We start from the raw sequence: 18,153 nt of genomic DNA on the forward strand, positions 1-18,153 counted from the left end.
CTCCTCGGCGCTTACGCCTGCGGGGTCTCCCTTGACACACACTCCCGCAGGCGTCTCGCAACTCGTGCTAACAACAACTTAGGTTAGGTTAGTATTTAGAATGCTAAACTAATTATACTTCATGGTGCATTATGTGCATTCCCAAGAAAAATAAAATAATTAATCTTGTATCAAGATAAAAATAAATAAAAAGAGTTCTCTCATCCCTAAAAGGGACGAGAGAACTCCCGTGGTACCACCCTAGTTTGGTAAAGGTTAAAAAATCTTTACCCACTTAGTATTCGTAACGTGAATAAACCGGCGAAGCTTACTGTTATTTCAGCTTGGCACTCTAGGGTGATATTCATTTCCACTTGTTTTGTCGAGCTTTCACCACCCTCGACTCGCTTAAATAAACAATATGTAGAAATTACTGTCCCTATCAACGTTTTAATATAATATTAAAGTTAAACAGTTATTGTGTACGTATTATACAAAAAACAAGAAAAGATATCAAGGTTATACTCGATTTTCTTCCGTTTTTTCTTCTTTGTTTTCATACTCCATTAAATGCTCCCAATCGTCACTGCTAATCATATCTAATTGAGCTTCAATTAACATTTTAAAACGATTGCGGAAAACTTTTGACGTTTTTTTCAACTCTTCAATTTCAACTTGTATTTTTCTTGATTTGATTAATGATTCATTTATAATGCGGTCTGCATTCTTCTCTGCTTCTTTAATGATAAGTTTTGCTTCTTTTTGAGCATTCCTTTTCACATCTTCAGCTGTTTCTTGTGCAACTAAAATAGATTTATTAAGCGTTTGCTCTATTGAACTAAAATGAGAAAGGCGTTCGTTAAGGTCTTTTGATTTTTCCTCTAATTCTTTCTTCTCACGGATGACCATTTCGTAATCTTTGATTACTTGATCTAGAAATTCATTCACTTCGTCTTCGTCGTATCCGCGAAATCCTTTACTAAATTCTTTATTGTGAATATCAAGTGGTGTTAACGGCATCTAGGCCACCTCCAATAAGATCTCATTACTGATGTTATAAGTATTTTCGACAAAAAAATTATAAATCCTGCTTATTTTGCGATTATTTTTGTTTTCCTACAATAATTCGATATTTATCTTTTTTAGTTTTACCATCTACAGAAACAAGCTTACTACGACCAAATCCTCTAACAGATATAACATCTCCTTCTTCACAATCAAAAGATGTTTGGTCGATTAACTTCCAATTCACTTTTACTTTTTGACCTTCGATAAGTATTTGAGCCTTTTGACGAGAGATATTATATACGGATGCGATGATCGTATCAATTCGCAAAGAAGAAGCAGTTGTACTAGCCTCTTCCCATTTCTCCACATCCAGCTTCACTTGCTTAGTAGGAATATCTTTAAGGGTAACAGTTGCTTTACCTACTTCATTTAACTCCATTTTTACAAAGTCAGCTATTTCAGTGGATACAACAATAAAAACATCTTTTCCAGCTATGGAAATATCACCATATTTACTTCTTTTCAAACCAATGTTCATTAATGCTCCTAAAACATGTCTATGGTCAATCTTTACAAATTTTTGAGCATATTGAATTTCAAATGCTTTCAGTTGAAAATCTTCTTCGTTTGGAACAATATAATGTGGAAAAATAAAAGCTCTCTTTCTTTCAGCATTAGGATGCCCGCCGTTTAAAATAAATTGCACTTCGCCGTTTTGACCAATGATGGATGATAATATTTCTTGTTCTCTTGGATCTAAGAAATCTGTAAGTTTAGAAGTATATACACGTTGTACATATTCTTTCCAACTAACTATCTTATCAATAAATTCATGTTCCTCTTTCCTGAAATGCTGATATATGGACATTTTTAAGGATAAAGGCCTAGGATTCTAAATAAATAAAGTAAACCATCTGATGCAAAACGTAAAGCCAAAATTGCAACAATAGGCGAGATATCAATCATACCAAGTGGCGGTATGATTTTTCGAAACATATCTAAATAAGGCTCGCAAACTTTTCCTATCATACGCCCAATAGAAGATTCCCTTGCATTAGGAAACCATGACATTAAAACATATATTACTAACAATATGGTATATATTCCAACTAGTTGTAGGATTAAATTCAATATAAATACCAAGTTAACTACCACCTTTTACTACTATTATAGTCTTCTTCATGTTGCATAAATTCAGAGATAGATCCAGCAATATCAACATTATCTGGAGTACAAATAATAATATCTTTTCCAATTGGTTCAAGACGGCCATCTATTGCGTATACCGTTCCTCCTAAATAATCGACAATCTTTCTTGCCTCACTAGGTTGAATACGTTGTAAATTTACAATAACCGCTCTTCTGCTCTTCAAATGGTCTGCTACTTCTTGTGCTTCAGAATAACTTCTTGGTTCCATTAATATTAGTTTGGCAGACTTTTGGACACTCTGTAAACTTACAACATTTTGTGTATTCTTTGTTGGTTGAGTTTGATGAAAGGAGGAACGAGTTTTCTTAGGTTCTTGAACAACTTCTTCTTCAAAAGTCTCTTGTTCTTTATATTCGTATTCATCCTCTAATGCAAATAAGCTCTTTATTTTAGTTCTAATACTCATTTTTCTTCTACCCTCCTAATTATTATTCGTTACCTACAAGTGCAGAACCAATTCTAATAAACGTAGCGCCTTCTTCAACTGCAATTATATAGTCATTTGACATTCCCATTGATAGTTCCTTACATGGTGCATGTTCTAGATGTAAAGATTGTACTTTTTGCTGTAGATTCCTAAGTTCCCTAAAACAATCCCGCACTATTTCTTCATTATCCGTAAAAGGAGCCATAGTCATTAGCCCAACTACTTTAATCTTTTTAAACTGTTCGAGTTGTTTAATAAAAGGCAATACTTCACTACGTTGAATTCCATGCTTACTTTTTTCTTCAGAAGTGTTCACTTGGATAAAGCAATTAATTACCTTGTTGGCACGCTTTTCAATTTCTTCGGCTAGGCTAACTCTATCTAATGAATGTAAGTAATCTATCTTATCTACAACATTCTTCACTTTTCTTGATTGTAACGTACCGATATAGTGCCAGGAAACAGTGTCTTTCAGCTCGTCCCATTTTTGGAGAAACCCTTCGTCTCTGTTTTCACCTAAATGTTGTACTCCAGCATCCACTGCTTCTTTTGCCCTTTGAATAGAGACATACTTAGTAACAGCAATGATGTGAATTTCTTCAGCATTACGACTAATGCTTATGGATGCTCTTTTAATATTCTCTTTAATATGAGCAAAGTTCTGTTTTACCGACAAGACATAAGCCTCCTACTTTACCGTTATTTCATTCCAATAAAACTTATCATTCTTCCTGATTTTCCTTTATCTCTCCTATGAGAAAAGAAAAGGTCACTATTTTCACTCGTACAAAAGTTAGATACTAAAATATTTTCTACTTTTACTCCAACTTTTAGAAGTAAAAGTTTGTTTAATAACTTTAGATCCAATGAATATTGCCCTTCACTAATTTCTTTATAAACTAGATGTTTTTCTTCTTTATGTATTAATGGGGTAACTGCATTGATTACTTTATCATCAACAATATAGTGTTCAGAAGAAATAGACGGACCTATAGCAACTTTCACTTCTTTAGGGTCTATTTCTTCCTCACGCACTAACTTATTAATCATTTCTGGACCAATTAGTTTCACAGTGCCTTGCCATCCAGCGTGTGCTAATCCAACCATATTTTCTGTCCAGAAATAGAGTGGAACACAGTCAGCAAAACATAACGTTAATAAAATGTCTTTCTCTTTTGTATAGATGCCATCCGTTTTTTGAATAGAAGTTTCTTCATCCATTACACCAGCACCTGCATGTTTCTTTTCTACCTTCATGATCTTATTGTCATGAACTTGATTACATCCTACCCATTTGTTAGTAGATAAAGATAAAAGGTTTGCTAAGTACTTTTTATTTTGCTGTACACTCAGTTCATCATCGTTTACGTGTAAACCTAAATTCAAGGAAGAAAAATTGCCGTGACTAACCCCACCATTTTTAGTTGTAAACCCTACAGTTAAATTAGGCTGTTGGTTTTGCCATTCTGAGATTGTGAGAAAGCTCTCATTTATTAATTGAAATGGTTCAGTCACTTTTACACCTACTTTTCATGCTTCATATTACTTCATATTGTACCATATTTTTTCTATTTATTAGAGTTTTAATGATAATTTCGACATCAAAATTCATGTTTTTATCTTCAATTATTACATTTCTTCAAAATTTGTTTCTATTTTTGATTGATACCTTACTAGAATAACATCGGACCCAATCTTTACAATATTTCTCCAAGGAATGACAACCTCTTCATCTTTACCGAAGAAGCCTAACATTTTTCCTCCACCTGTAATTATTATTGCTTCGATTTTTCCCGTTGCTAAATTTATATCTATATCCCCTATGTTACCTAATTTTCTTCCTTCCGAAACACTAACAACATCTTTTAATTGAAAGTCTGATATTTTTACCATAACGATTACCTCCTATTCTCACCCTAATAATTCATTATATGACGAGGATAGGAATGTTCATGAAAGAAAACATAGAATTATTTAAAACTATGTATTTTTAAAACATGAAAAACACCTTTCGGACGCTTGTCCGAAAGGTGTTTTTATTTTTTAGTGCGGATTCAATTCCATAAACACGGTTCGTTTAATGAAAACGAACATTTTTGTTAACAATAATAATATGTTCTTTTTATTTTGTATTACAATTAGGAAATTTAATTTAATTATTCGTTTTCGTATTGTATTCTTACAATTTGAAACTTACTCAGCGATTAACTTTGAATATTTTTGTTCATTTGCTTTATTGCTGCTTTTTCTAAACGCGACACTTGAGCTTGGGAGATTCCAATTTCTTCAGCAACTTCCATTTGTGTTTTTCCTTGGAAAAATCGTTTTCTCAATATAAGCTTCTCTCTGTCATTTAATCTTCTCATACCTTCTTTTAGTGCTAGTTCTTCTATCCATTGAATATCTTTGTTTTTCTCATCACTTAACTGGTCCATTACAAAAATAGGGTCTCCACCATCATTGTAAATTGGCTCAAATAAAGATACTGGATCTTGAATAGCATCTAATGCAAAAACAATTTCTTCATGTGGTACCTCTAGTACTTTTGCTATTTCCTCCGCTGTAGGCTCTTTCGATGTTTCGCTCATTAGTCGCTCTCTTACTTGCAAAGCTTTGTAAGCAATATCACGAAGAGACCTTGAAACCCGAATAGGATTATTATCTCTTAAATAGCGTCTAATCTCACCAATAATCATAGGGACAGCATATGTTGAAAAACGCACATTTTGCCCTAAATCAAAGTTATCAATGGACTTCATTAAACCTATACAACCTACTTGGAATAGATCATCTACAAACTCTCCGCGATTATTAAAACGTTGAATAACACTTAAAACAAGCCGTAAGTTTCCATTTACAAGCTTCTCTCTCGCTGATATTTCACCGCCTTGCATTTCACGAAAAAGTTTTCGCATTTCTTCATTTTTTAACACAGGAAGTTTAGATGTGTCTACTCCGCAAATTTCAACTTTATTACGTGTCATTCTTTCCCCTCCTAACAGGAGTTGCTGCTTCAGAGTTAAGTATCTCCTTCAGAGGGAAATTTATGCACTTCGAAAATTCGGAACATTTTTACATATTTTGTAAACCTTTATATACTAACGTTTTTAGTTAAAAAAATATTTTTTCTATACCATTTTATTAAATTCTTTTCTAAGTCGTTTTATTATCCTTTTTTCTAAACGTGAAATATATGATTGTGATATACCAAGCATATCCGCCACATCTTTTTGCGTTTTTTCTTCTCCTCCAATTAAGCCAAAACGTAATTCCATGATTTGTTTTTCACGGTCGTTTAATTGGTCTAGAGCTTTAAGTAATAGTTTACGATCAACGTTTGCTTCTAAATCTTTTGTAATTATATCTTCCTCTGTACCTAAAACATCGGATAACAATAATTCATTTCCATCCCAATCGATATTAAGCGGTTCATCAAACGAAACTTCTGAACGGATTTTATTATTTCTTCTTAAATACATTAGAATTTCATTTTCAATACATCTTGAGGCATATGTTGCTAGTTTAATTTTCTTTTCAGGGTTAAACGTATTTACTGCTTTAATAAGACCAATTGTTCCGATACTGATTAAATCTTCTATATTAATTCCTGTATTTTCAAATTTTCTTGCGATATATACTACAAGACGTAAGTTGCGTTCTATTAAGATAGATCTCGCAGCTTGATCACCATTTGGAAGTTTTACAAGTAAGTGCGCTTCTTCTTCTTTTGATAATGGTGGAGGTAAAGCTTCACTACCTCCTATATAAAAAACTTCGTCTGTTTTTAGCTTTAGTTTTATTAATAATTTGTACCACAAATATGTAAATTTAATTTTAAGATTTTTCAAGTCACTTTTCCTCCTTTTTATTCTGTAATAAATCATAATAGAATATATATAAATTGTAGTTACTTCAAGAAGCCGACTTCACTTGGCCATCAGTAATCATTTTCGGATGGATAATACTGTAGTACTCTCCTTCCGATGATAACTCCGTATCAGTTAAACCAATCAAAAACTTGTTACACTCAAAATGGTCATTACCATGAACAATAATTGCTTTATCTGCTTTTATCGCTAGCATTAATGTAGTTTCTTTACCTACTGCTCGATAAGGTACTATTCTTATCCTTTGAGCCCAAGTATTTTCATCTGAAAAAGTTGGCCATCCTTGTGTACTCTGTATTTGTTTTTGTGCAAGTAAAACTTCCTCAGGTATTTTTTGGACAAAAGCACTAGTTTGCAAAATCATAACTGGTGTTTTCGTAATAGGGTCTTGCAATTGATTTCCACTATCTATTAACCCTCTCGTTGTAATTTCAACATCACCTATATGAATTGTAATGTCTGCTAATTGTTCATATTTAAATTTTCTATCTTGCAGACTAGCAAACTGCTTTTTAGATAAATAAAGAATACATGGAAAGCCAATGATAACAAAAATCCATGATATCGGGTCACCAAATCCTGAAGTTGCTTGAAATAATGATTCTCTGATGAAGGAATTATCTACTTGCAAGAAAAAATGCATTGCAATTATTCCGCCACCTACTCCGAAAGTAATCATATAAAAAACGAGAATGTTTTCTATGAAAGTACGAAGACGGAAAAATCCGAAACTAACATAAACCATCGCAACAGAAAATAATAATTTTACTATCGTATGAGTTACAAACTTTTCTAACGGAGTAAACATTAAAACGACAATTAATGATCCGATGAATGCACCCGTCCACCTTCTCCAAGTCGCACTTTTTCTTTTTAATACAAGTCCAGTAATCGTTAATAGTAAAAAATCAAATACTAAGTTCAGTATCCAAATAACATCTAAGTATAATGTCAACAAATTCCCTCATTTACATAGTATAGTTAATTTTGAATAGTCTTATTTTTTCTATTTGAAACTAGTATATAGTACATCTTATTAGGAAGTCTGTCAGTTTCTGACGTTAGTAGAAAACATTTTTTGGAGATTTTATACGGATTTTGTCAACCTTAGGCAAAATACTAATTCTATTCTTTTTTATACATAAAAAAAGGATGATTCAACTAAGTAGTTGAATCATCCTTTTTGGCTTTTAATAATTTTGGCTGTGTTAAAGTTCGCTGTTGATTTCCGTGCAAGGCTTCGCTTTCAGCGGGCGGTAAAAAGGAAGGTTATTTTCACTGTCGTGAAAAAACCTACTCCTCAGCGCAAGCGCCTGTGGAGTCTCCCGCTCCCCGCTTTTCCCGCAGGACAAGGAAGGCTCCGGAGCGGTACATCCTTCGTAAGAAAATGCGGATGCATTTTCGAAGAGTCTCAGCCTTGCACAAAAATCAACAGGTATTAGTATTTAATTATCAACACTAAGCTTTAACATATCTATATTTTATTACCTTCTGCGGTTTCTATTACGTAAGAATGCAGGGATATCAAGTGTATCTTCTGTTTGGTATTGAGTTTGACTTTGTTGAGGAGGACGTGTTTCTTGAACAGGCTCTTCTCTTGGAACTTCACGTTTTTGAACAGGTTGCTTCTGGGCCCCAAATACTGGTCGAGCAACATGCTTTGCATTATTTAATTCTTTTTCACTAAATCCAGTTGCAATAACTGTTACAACGATTTCTTCTTTTAAGTTATCATTAATAACAGAACCAAAAATCATATTTACTTCTTGGTCGGATGCTGACGCAACGATATCTGCAGCTTCTTGAACTTCGTAAAGACTTAAGTTTGTTCCCCCTGTAATGTTCATAAGAACACCTTGAGCTCCATCAATAGAGGTTTCAAGTAGTGGGGATGAAACTGCCTTCTTAGCTGCTTCAGCTGCTCTATTTTCACCAGTAGCAACACCGATTCCCATTAATGCAGAACCTTTATTCGACATAATTGTTTTAACATCTGCAAAATCTAGGTTGATTAATCCAGGTGTTGCAATTAAGTCAGATATACCTTGTACACCTTGTCTTAAAACGTTATCCGCTTCACGGAATGCTTCTAGCATTGGTGTGTTTTTATCTACGATTTCTAGAAGTCTGTCATTAGGAATAACAATTAGCGTATCCACGCCTTCTTTCATCGCTTGAATTCCACCAGCTGCTTGTCCAGAACGCTTTTTTCCTTCAAATGAAAATGGTCGCGTAACAACACCAACTGTTAAAGCACCTAAGTCACGAGCAATTTGTGCAATAACCGGAGCGGCACCAGTACCAGTACCTCCACCCATTCCAGCAGTGACGAAAACCATATCTGCCCCTTTTAACACTTCTTCTAATTGCTCTTTACTTTCTTCTGCTGCTTTTTTACCTACTTCAGGGTTAGCACCTGCACCTAATCCTCTTGTCAATTTTCCACCGATTTGCATTTTCACTTCTGCTTTTGATAAGTTAAGCGCTTGTGCGTCCGTATTAACAGCAATAAATTCTACACCTTGTACACCATGCTCTATCATTCGGTTTACAGCGTTATTTCCGCCTCCACCTACACCGATTACTTTTATGGTAGCTAATTGATCGATACTTGTATCAAACTCCAACATGATTGATCCTCCTAATTTTCCAAAAGTTGTGGCAAGTTTTTTGTTTATTCAAAGAAGAGGCCAAAGAATTTCTTTACTTTTGAACCTGCTTTTTGTTGTTCACCTTTTGTTTGTTGTTGCATTTGGCTTTGTTTCTTTTTTTGAGGTGCTCTCGCTTCCACTTGTTCAGTAGGAGGGATTGCTTCAATTTTTCTGCCCTGCAATTTTGCATTTTTATATGCAAACTGAATTAAGCCAACAGCCGTTGTATATTGTGGTTCACGGACCCCAATATAATCAGGGACAGCTTTTCTCACATTGTTCTTCAAGATAACTTGAGCTAGTTCTAAAACTCCTGGCATTGTAGCAACACCACCAGTTAGAACGAATCCACCTGGCAACTCTCTAACTCCTAATCTTCTCAACTCTTCTTGTACAATATCAAAAATCTCTTCCATTCTAGCTTCTATAATATCAGAGATTTCTAGTTGGTTAAACTGTTGATGTTGATCGCTTCCGATAATAGGGACGCTAAAAACTTCTTCTTCAGATGCAAGGTCATAATAGGCATGCCCATGTTTTAACTTTATCTTTTCAGCATCTTCCGTAGAAGTGCGGAGGCCAATAGATAAGTCTTTAGTGATGTGATCTCCACCAATTGGAATAACTGTTGTAGAAGTCAGGTTTCCATTTTCAAACACAGCTAAAGTAGTCGAGCCTCCACCTATATCGATTATCGAAACACCTAAGTTTTTTTCATCCTTCGATAAAGCAATGGTACCAAGGGCTAAAGGTTGTAAACATATGTCCGTTATTTCAAGCCCGGCTCTCTCCACACATCTTAATAAATTATGTAACACTGTTTTGGAGCCTGTGATAAGTGTTCCTTCCATTTCAAGTCGAACACCAATCATTCCTCTTGGGTCATTAATTTCATCTAAATCATCCACTATAAATTGTTTTGGTATACAATCAATAATTTCTCTTTCAGGTGGTACAGAAAAAACTTGTGCGGCTTCAATAACTCGTGAAACATCTTCATTACTAATTTCTCGATTTTCACTTGATACTGCTACAACACCGTGACAACGTTGTAGCTGAACATGATTACCAGTTACTCCGACAACCACTCTTTTTACAGGCATACCTATCATTCTTTCTGCCTGTTCTACAGCTTTTTTAATGGAATGAACTGTCTCATCTATATCTACTATAGAACCTTTTCTAATACCAGTTGATTTAACATTACCGACTCCAATTATGTTTAGTGAGTCATTTAACATTTCTGAAATGATCACTTTCACACTAGATGTACCGATGTCCAAACTTACGTAAATAGCATTGCTGTTCATTCTGTGGCACCTCCTTCAAACGACTAAAAAAAATTCTATGGAACAACAACTCAAACTAAAAAAATATTATACTAGAATGTATTCAACACCTATTAATAATTCCCTTTATAAATTTTACTTAATTCTCAATTTTCTTTTGATAAATTCCATTTAGATATAATTATACGCCTAATAACAGCGATATTTTGGAACAACCTTACTCCAAATGCAAAAACTGCTGCTAAATATAAGTCTACACCAAGATGTACACCAAGAAAAGCTAAACTTGCTGCTAAAATAATATTAAAGAAAAAACCTGATACAAATACTTTTTCATCATAGTTATTTTGCAGATGAGCTCTAATACCACCAAACAAAGTGTCCAGAGCAGCAAGCACTGCAATAGATAAATAATTAGAATATTCATCTGGTATTTTTATCTCAGAGGAAAGTCCTAAAACAACACCAACAACTAACGCTAGGAGTGGGAGCCACATACTAATTCCCCTCCGTTTCTAATTTTACTGTTTCTAAGTTTTTCAATCTTATTTGCTCTTCATAAGCCGGAACTGAAACGTAATTAATTGGGGTGGATATTTCTAAGAGAAAATTCTCGATAGCAAATTCGTCCATTGCTCTTGAAACTTGTAACCTATTGTATAACCTTGACGGGTCTTCCGTTACAACTACAATATCGAATGGAGGACTTGGTAACCATGTATTATTAATTTTAGTCCGACCATTCACTTCTCTAAGTACAGTCGAATTAACAATTCTTTGGCCAGCAATCGAAATTTCTTCCACATCGTATGAGTTTAATTCGTTAATAAACCTTCTTAAAAGCTCAGCAGAAACATTATCATCAATAAACCCATATGTTTCATCATCAAAAAGTAGATTTATCGTCATTTTAATTCCTGGACCCCCTAGAATGGTTAATCCAGCTTCTTTTTTTAACTCTTCTAGCGTTTTTCGTAAGATTGTCTCTTTACTCTGACTTTTCTCTTCTTCATATAAACGAATTTGTTCTTCATATTTTCTAATCTCTGTAATAATTTGCGATTGAATTTCTTGTTCCTTTTTCAAGTCACTCCGTAATTGCCAAGTATCACGAGTATCTCTTACGACTGGCTCTTTTACAGATTGAAATTGTACAGCTATCATAAAACCAATAATAATCGTTATAATGGAAAAGCTAAATTTTTGACTTGCCAATAAAATACACCTTACCCTTTTCGCATAACTGGATCTAAAACAATTTCATCTTTTTTCGAGATTTTGACGTTAATATTATCATATAAAAGTTGGTCTTTTACTCCTCCAACTATATTTAAAGCTGGTATAAGAACATCTGGGTCTCCAATTGCACTAATAACAAAAGGAGCAGGATATTGATTTCCATCAATCGTTATCACCGGACCGTTACATACAATATACGAGTTTTTCGTTACTCTTTGTCCATTTATACTTACTGCATCCGCTCCAGAAATTAGCAGTTCGTTTAACACTCTAAAAACATGACTTTCATGAACAATATAATTATTAATATTTTCTTCAGACGGAACATAGGACGCATCAGCAAGAGCAACTTCTACTCCTGGCCCTTTTACTTTCACTTTGCCTGTAAACATCCTTAATTTTTCAACATCCTCAACTAAGTTGAATAGCACTTGTTCCCCTGTGGCAATTTCTTCTTCAAAACGTCTAAGCTTGTCTTGTTTTTCAAACAGTTCTTGCTGAAGTTGCCTATTTCTTTCCTCTGTTTGTAATAATGTATTTCTAATATTATTATCTCTTTGCCATTGTCTATCGGATATGTTTTTTTCTTCAGCTTTTGTTAGCTGGTAAGAAAATGAGACCATAAAACCGAGCACTAAACAGACAAAAGATAGTACAACATGTTTACCCTTCACTTTCATCGTCTAGTTCAACTCCATCTTCTTCATCTTCAGATCCAATTGTTTCATAAGGCTTAAAAAATGCTCCAACCTCCAAATTTATGACACCTTTTTGCGATGGATCAAGCTGTGATACTATCGACGGGTAAGATTTTAATTTATTTGAGAAATCACGTATGTTCGCTCTTACTTCAAATCCATCATTCATGTACAACGTAAGCAAATGGTTGTTGTTTTCTACAGGCGTATGATGAATTTCCGAAATTGCGTAAATAACGGATTCAGGTAACTTTAATAATTCATCTATAAAAGAAACTAATAATTCATGTTTTTTCCAATAAAACATAATAGGTGCATCATGCGGTATGGTACTATCAGGTTGCGGGATTAATATTTTTCCATTATCGAGTACTGGTCGATAATCTCCATCATCAAATATGTAAGCGATTCTTAAATGTTCCTCAACAATAATCTCCACGGTGTTAGGTAATTTCTTCTTTAATATCACACCTTTAATCTCAGGGTGACTCTTTATCGCAACACTAACTTCCTTTTCATTAACTCTCCAATAGCTTGTACTATTATCAATCGTACTAAGCTCTATTACTTCTTCTTCCGACACACGTTCATTTCCAATAACCTGAATAGCAGATACTTTACTCAATGGAGACTGAAAATAAATAATAAAAATAATAAGGATAAAGAAAAAAGATAAATAAATAATAAGTCGGCGGTTAGCTTTTTGTTTTCTTTGTTCTTTTAACTTCGGAATTCTGTCTTCTAATGTAACCACTTTATTTTTCGTCATTTATTACTATTCACCCTTTAATGTTATAAATGGAAGAAACGGCACATAAAAAATTTATGCCGTTTTCAACAAATAAATTCAGTTAATTATAACATATAAGTAGTGAAAAATGTGATTTTATAACCTATTTTCTTCCTATTATTTCTACTTCCGTTTCCATCGTGATATCATATTTTTCTTTAATTGTATCTTTAACATGTTGTATTAAATCTAATACATCTTGTGCTTTTGCATTATTAGCATTCACGATAAAGTTTCCATGCATTTCTGAAATTTTCGCTCCACCTACAGAGAAACCTTTCAAACCTGATTCTTCTATTAATTGACCTGCATAGTTAGGTAGTGGATTTCTAAATATACTCCCTGCACAAGGGTGACTCCACGGTTGTGTGTCTCTACGATAATCTTTATTTTTTTGAAGTTGAGCGACTACTTTTTCTCTCTCACCTTGTGATAATTGAAAAATCGCTTCCAAAACAATTCCTGGTCTTTCTTTTTGTAAAATAGAAGTTCTGTAAGAAAATTGGAAGTCATCTTTTGATAACCATTCCATTTTCCCATCTTCGAATAAGACTCTCGCCTTTATTAACACATTTGAAATGTCTGATCCATGTGCACCGGCATTCATAAAAACTGCACCACCGACAGATCCAGGGATTCCTCCTGCAAATTCTAAACCGGAAAGACCTTGTTTACTAATTAACGTTACTAACTTAATTAATGAAAAGCCTCCTCCTACTGTTAACTTTTCACCATCAAGTTCCATATGGTCTAGTCCTGCTCCTAACTTAATAACTATTCCTTCTATTCCTTTATCAGAAACTAATAAGTTAGAACCCCTACCAATAACCGTCCATTTTAAATTATATTTGTTTATTATGTTCATTAGTTCTTGTAACTTATCCATACTTGTCGGTTCTACTAATAAGTCTGCTGGACCACCAATTTTCATCGTTGTATGATTAGCTAGCGGTTCGTTTTGAAGTACTTTCCCTACTTCACTGTCTAATAATTCCTTTGCGATTTTATCCATATTTACCTCCCAAAACAAAAAAATATTTACACGATATTGTTTTTTATTAATATTATATGCGAAACAATGTTTATATGGTGATTCGCCTATTCAATTATGTAATTATAATCTTAAAAATAGTACCCTATTTCATTATTTTTGAAACACATTTGTTTAAAAAGTTGCTTCTATATTTATTGGTAAACTACTCCTTTACTTATAGTATATGTAACTTAATAATTACGCAATATCCACACTGAAATTGTAATAAGATGTACATGTATTTGTTATCTTAAAAAAATAATATCCCACAAAAAATACCAGCAACACTTAACAGTGAAGAACACTCTTCATTGTTAAGTTGCTGGTATTGTTATTAAATCAATATCTTGAATACCTACTCACATTTAATAATACACCTACTGCCACCAACATTAGTGTCAACGATGAACCACCGTAACTTAAAAACGGTAACGTTATTCCTGTAACAGGCATTAATCCTGTAACAACTCCGATATTAATAAAAACTTGAATCGCTATCATAGATATTATTCCAATTGCCAAAAAGCTACCATATAAATCTGGAGCTCCTAGAGCAATTCGAACTCCTCTCCAAAGTAAAAGTGCAAAGAGTAATACTACGAACGAACCTCCTATAAAACCAAGTTCTTCTGAAAGGATAGCGAAAATAAAATCTGTTTGAGGTTCTGGCAAGTAAAAGAATTTCTGTCTGCTTTGCCCTAGCCCTAATCCAAATAATCCTCCTGGCCCAATTGCATATAGAGACTGTATAATTTGAAATCCACTTCCAAGTGGGTCTTCCCATGGGTCTAAAAAGGAAGTGATTCTCTTGATTCGATATGGAGCAGATAAAACTAGCGCAACAAAACCACCTAAGCCAAGTAATCCTAAACCAACAAAATGACTAATCCTCGCTCCAGCAACAAAAATCATAACAATACAAGTTCCTACCATAACCGTACCTGTTCCTAAATCAGGTTGTAACATAATCATTCCAAAAGCTAAAAAAACTAACGATAAGCTAGGAAGTAATCCCTTTTTAAACGAAGTAATTTTTTTCTGATTTTCACTCAAGTATTTAGCTAAGAAAAAGATCATTGCTATTTTCATAAATTCAGAAGGCTGAATAGAAAAAGCACCTACACCTATCCAACTACGAGAACCATTTCTCCATATACCAATTCCAGGTATAAGCACCAATACTAATAGTACAAAACAAACGATAATGATTACCTTTGCCCAAGTACGCCATGTCCAATAATCAACATTCATAATAAAAAACATCGCAATTACTCCAATGACAGCAAAGAGCAACTGCCTTTTGGCAAAGAAAAACGTATCATTAAACTTATAGTCCGCCCAGACTGCACTAGCACTATATACCATTATTAGTCCTACTGCTAATAGAGTCAATGTTGTGAATATTAATATAATATCGGGAGTAGAGCGCTTTGTTGACAATTCGAAACACCTCTGCACTAAAATTAAGGCAAGGTTTACATTTGAGAAGTAATCTCTTCAGGAAAAAAGAGACTATGTTCTACTGTTTGACTACAATTAGACAAAACTGGTTGAACATAGCCTCCTTATCCGTGGCCAAGCCCTTATTTAAGCATATGCACGGCGTTTATAAAAATGTCTCCACGTTGTTCAAATGTTTTATATTGATCCCAACTAGCACATGCTGGTGAAAGCAAGATGACATCACCACTTTCCGACATTTCATAAGCAGCCGTAACGGCTTTTTCAACATTATCGACACGTATCACGCTATTTATTCCTGCTTCTTTCGCCGTTTGTTCTAACTTACCTGCCGTCTGACCAAAAACTACCATGGCTTTTACTCTTCCTAGTGAAGGAATAAGTTCATGAAATTCATTTCCGCGGTCAAGACCACCTGCCAAAAGTATAACATTTTGATCAAATGCATTAATCGCTGCTTCTGTAGATAATATATTGGTAGCTTTCGAATCATTATAAAATCTTCTTCCGTTGATCGTATCTACAAATTGTAATCTATGCTTAACTCCTGTAAATGTTGTAAGTATATTTACGATTGCTTTGTTTTCAACATGAAACAGTTTGCACGCAGCAATGGATGCCAAAATATTTTCTAAGTTATGTTTACCTGGTAAAACTATATCATTTATATCGATAATTTTTTCACCTTTGAACCATACTGCACTGTCTTCAATATATGTTCCATCTTCAACTTTTCGCTTCGTTGAAAAAGGAACTTTTGTAGCATTTGAATCTTCTATCATCGAGATTACAATAGGATCATCTGCATTATAGACGCAATATTCACTAGTCGTTTGATTTTTCAACAACATAGCTTTTGCATTTACATATTCTTCTTTTGTACCATGGTAATCTAAGTGTGCTTCAAAAATATTTAATAGGACTGATACTTTCGGTTTAAATGTGTTAATCCCCATTAATTGAAAGGAAGATAGTTCTGTTACCATCACATTATCTTTCACTGCCCGTTGAGCTACTTCTACCGCAACTTCACCGATATTCCCTGCAATTAAAGGCTTTTTATCATCATTTTGTAGCATGTTAAAAATCAATGTTGTTGTTGTAGTTTTTCCATTCGATCCTGTAATTCCTATAAACGGAGCTTCAGAGATTTCATAAGCTAACTCCACTTCTGTTAATACAGGAATGCCACGCTTCTTTGCTTCCTCTACGATTAGATTGGAATATGGAATACCAGGGTTTTTAAACACATAATCAATGTTGTTGTCAAAAAGACTAAGCGGATGTTCACCACAAACAACCTTCATTCCTAACTCGCTTAACTGTTGAGCATATTCATTTTCTTCAAAAGGCTTCATATCATTTACAATTACTTTCGCTTTTAATTCATGTAAAAGTTTTGCCGTTGAAGTACCACTTTTAGCTAAACCTAGAACTAGAATATTTTTATTTTCATATTTTTTTATAGATTTCAACTTACATCCACACCTCTAAATAAATTCCTAGAATAGCAAACAATAAACCTACTGACCAGAATGTTACAACAACTCTCCATTCAGACCAACCGACTAATTCATAATGGTGATGCAATGGACTCATCTTGAATACTCTTCTTCCAGTACTTTTAAATGATATAACTTGAATTATAACTGAGAGTGTTTCGATAACAAAAACACCACCAATTATAATCAATAATATTTCTAACTTTAATAAAATCGCGACTGTTGCAATGGCACCACCAAGAGCAAGTGACCCAGTATCGCCCATAAACACTTTTGCAGGATGAGCATTAAAAACTAAGAAGCCCAATAATGCACCTGCAACTGCAACAGAAAACAATGAAACTTCATATTGAGATTGACTCCATGCAATAACTGCAAAAGCTCCAAAAGCAATCGCACCTGTTCCAGAAACCAATCCATCTAAACCATCTGTTAAGTTAACTGCATTTGAAAATCCTACCAACCAAAAAATAATAAGGAATATGTAGAAAAATCCAAAATCAAAACTAAAGTCTGTTCCTGGAATAGAAACAACTGTCGAAAAATCAGATTGTTTAAACACAAAATAAAATATTACTGCGATCAATATTTGACCTACTAATTTTTGTTTTGAAGTTAACCCAAGATTTCGTTTTAATACTACTTTTATAAAATCATCTAGGAAACCTAATAATCCATATCCAATTAATACAAATAATAATAAATATGTTTCAACGGAAGGTTCTGTAAATTTACCCGTCATCACAAGTGTTGTAATAGCAACGGAAAGAAGAATCATAATTCCTCCCATTGTTGGTGTACCGGTTTTCTTTTGGTGTGACTTAGGGCCTTCCTCTCGAATGCTTTGACCGAATTTCAATCTTCGCAGGAAGGGAATGAATAATGGTGATAATAATACTGTAATTAAAAAAGACATAACGATGGTGAATAATATAACTTGCTCTAGCATCGTTATTCCCTCCTCCCTATAAGCTAGTAA

At 33.9% G+C, this 18,153-nt stretch carries 20 protein-coding genes and 1 other annotated feature; all 20 genes read right to left on the reverse strand.

Annotated features, from left to right (window positions below; translation table 11 throughout):
• Positions 1 to 208 precede the first annotated feature (208 nt).
• Positions 209 to 434: a binding site (T-box leader), on the reverse strand.
• Positions 435 to 498: 64 nt separating this feature from the next.
• Positions 499 to 999 carry a DivIVA domain-containing protein gene (locus tag CDZ89_RS12165; protein WP_096154710.1) on the reverse strand — a complete coding sequence of 167 codons (501 nt, stop codon included), beginning with the start codon at positions 997 to 999 and terminating at the stop codon, positions 499 to 501.
• A gap of 82 nt (positions 1,000 to 1,081) precedes the next feature.
• Positions 1,082 to 1,855 (reverse strand): YlmH family RNA-binding protein, encoded by a 774-nt coding sequence (locus tag CDZ89_RS12170; RefSeq protein WP_096154711.1) that lies wholly within the window; start codon positions 1,853 to 1,855, stop codon positions 1,082 to 1,084.
• 2 nt (positions 1,856 to 1,857) lie between these two features.
• Positions 1,858 to 2,130 (reverse strand): YggT family protein, encoded by a 273-nt coding sequence (locus CDZ89_RS12175; protein WP_096154712.1) that lies wholly within the window; start codon positions 2,128 to 2,130, stop codon positions 1,858 to 1,860.
• A 5-nt stretch (positions 2,131 to 2,135) separates the two neighbouring features.
• Positions 2,136 to 2,603, reverse strand: a complete 468-nt coding sequence (locus tag CDZ89_RS12180; RefSeq protein ID WP_096154713.1) for a cell division protein SepF — start codon at positions 2,601 to 2,603, stop codon at positions 2,136 to 2,138.
• Positions 2,604 to 2,625: 22 nt separating this feature from the next.
• The gene (locus tag CDZ89_RS12185) at positions 2,626 to 3,300 is read right to left on the reverse strand and encodes a YggS family pyridoxal phosphate-dependent enzyme (protein WP_096154714.1); all 675 of its coding nucleotides are present in this window, start codon (positions 3,298 to 3,300) and stop codon (positions 2,626 to 2,628) included.
• A gap of 23 nt (positions 3,301 to 3,323) precedes the next feature.
• A complete protein-coding gene (gene pgeF, locus CDZ89_RS12190) occupies positions 3,324 to 4,139 on the reverse strand; it encodes a peptidoglycan editing factor PgeF (RefSeq protein WP_096154715.1) in 816 nt (271 codons plus the stop codon).
• Between the two features lie 114 nt (positions 4,140 to 4,253).
• Positions 4,254 to 4,517, reverse strand: a complete 264-nt coding sequence (locus tag CDZ89_RS12195; RefSeq protein WP_096154716.1) for a YlmC/YmxH family sporulation protein — start codon at positions 4,515 to 4,517, stop codon at positions 4,254 to 4,256.
• A 311-nt stretch (positions 4,518 to 4,828) separates the two neighbouring features.
• A complete protein-coding gene (gene sigG / locus CDZ89_RS12200) occupies positions 4,829 to 5,608 on the reverse strand; it encodes an RNA polymerase sporulation sigma factor SigG (protein WP_096154717.1) in 780 nt (259 codons plus the stop codon).
• Positions 5,609 to 5,752: 144 nt separating this feature from the next.
• Positions 5,753 to 6,472 carry an RNA polymerase sporulation sigma factor SigE gene (gene sigE / locus CDZ89_RS12205; RefSeq protein WP_096154718.1) on the reverse strand — a complete coding sequence of 240 codons (720 nt, stop codon included), beginning with the start codon at positions 6,470 to 6,472 and terminating at the stop codon, positions 5,753 to 5,755.
• A 64-nt stretch (positions 6,473 to 6,536) separates the two neighbouring features.
• On the reverse strand, positions 6,537 to 7,466 hold the full coding sequence (spoIIGA, locus tag CDZ89_RS12210; RefSeq protein ID WP_096154719.1) for a sigma-E processing peptidase SpoIIGA: 930 nt from the start codon (positions 7,464 to 7,466) through the stop codon (positions 6,537 to 6,539).
• Positions 7,467 to 7,995: 529 nt separating this feature from the next.
• Positions 7,996 to 9,141, reverse strand: a complete 1,146-nt coding sequence (gene ftsZ, locus CDZ89_RS12215) for a cell division protein FtsZ (RefSeq protein WP_096154720.1) — start codon at positions 9,139 to 9,141, stop codon at positions 7,996 to 7,998.
• A gap of 44 nt (positions 9,142 to 9,185) precedes the next feature.
• Entirely contained in the window at positions 9,186 to 10,472 is a 1,287-nt protein-coding gene (ftsA, locus tag CDZ89_RS12220) for a cell division protein FtsA (RefSeq protein ID WP_096154721.1), read from the reverse strand.
• 125 nt (positions 10,473 to 10,597) lie between these two features.
• Positions 10,598 to 10,948: a small basic family protein gene (locus tag CDZ89_RS12225; protein ID WP_096154722.1), complete on the reverse strand. Its 351-nt coding sequence runs from the start codon at positions 10,946 to 10,948 to the stop codon at positions 10,598 to 10,600.
• Between the two features lies 1 nt (position 10,949).
• Positions 10,950 to 11,666 (reverse strand): DUF881 domain-containing protein, encoded by a 717-nt coding sequence (locus tag CDZ89_RS12230; protein ID WP_176483735.1) that lies wholly within the window; start codon positions 11,664 to 11,666, stop codon positions 10,950 to 10,952.
• Between the two features lie 11 nt (positions 11,667 to 11,677).
• Positions 11,678 to 12,370, reverse strand: coding sequence for a DUF881 domain-containing protein (locus CDZ89_RS12235; protein WP_096154723.1), 693 nt, complete (start codon positions 12,368 to 12,370; stop codon positions 11,678 to 11,680).
• Positions 12,354 to 13,157 carry a cell division protein FtsQ/DivIB gene (locus tag CDZ89_RS12240; protein WP_096154724.1) on the reverse strand — a complete coding sequence of 268 codons (804 nt, stop codon included), beginning with the start codon at positions 13,155 to 13,157 and terminating at the stop codon, positions 12,354 to 12,356. The genes CDZ89_RS12235 and CDZ89_RS12240 overlap by 17 nt, the downstream gene beginning before the upstream one ends.
• 124 nt (positions 13,158 to 13,281) lie before the next feature.
• Entirely contained in the window at positions 13,282 to 14,190 is a 909-nt protein-coding gene (gene murB / locus CDZ89_RS12245; protein WP_096154725.1) for a UDP-N-acetylmuramate dehydrogenase, read from the reverse strand.
• Between the two features lie 360 nt (positions 14,191 to 14,550).
• Positions 14,551 to 15,651 (reverse strand): stage V sporulation protein E, encoded by a 1,101-nt coding sequence (spoVE, locus tag CDZ89_RS12250; protein ID WP_096154726.1) that lies wholly within the window; start codon positions 15,649 to 15,651, stop codon positions 14,551 to 14,553.
• A 143-nt stretch (positions 15,652 to 15,794) separates the two neighbouring features.
• Positions 15,795 to 17,147 carry a UDP-N-acetylmuramoyl-L-alanine--D-glutamate ligase gene (gene murD / locus CDZ89_RS12255; protein WP_100333747.1) on the reverse strand — a complete coding sequence of 451 codons (1,353 nt, stop codon included), beginning with the start codon at positions 17,145 to 17,147 and terminating at the stop codon, positions 15,795 to 15,797.
• Position 17,148: 1 nt separating this feature from the next.
• Entirely contained in the window at positions 17,149 to 18,123 is a 975-nt protein-coding gene (gene mraY / locus CDZ89_RS12260) for a phospho-N-acetylmuramoyl-pentapeptide-transferase (protein WP_096154728.1), read from the reverse strand.
• Positions 18,124 to 18,153: the final 30 nt, after the last annotated feature.

This window comes from Bacillus alkalisoli (genome assembly GCF_002797415.1).
GTDB classification, from domain to species: Bacteria; Bacillota; Bacilli; order Bacillales; family Bacillaceae_I; genus Bacillus_CD; species Bacillus_CD alkalisoli.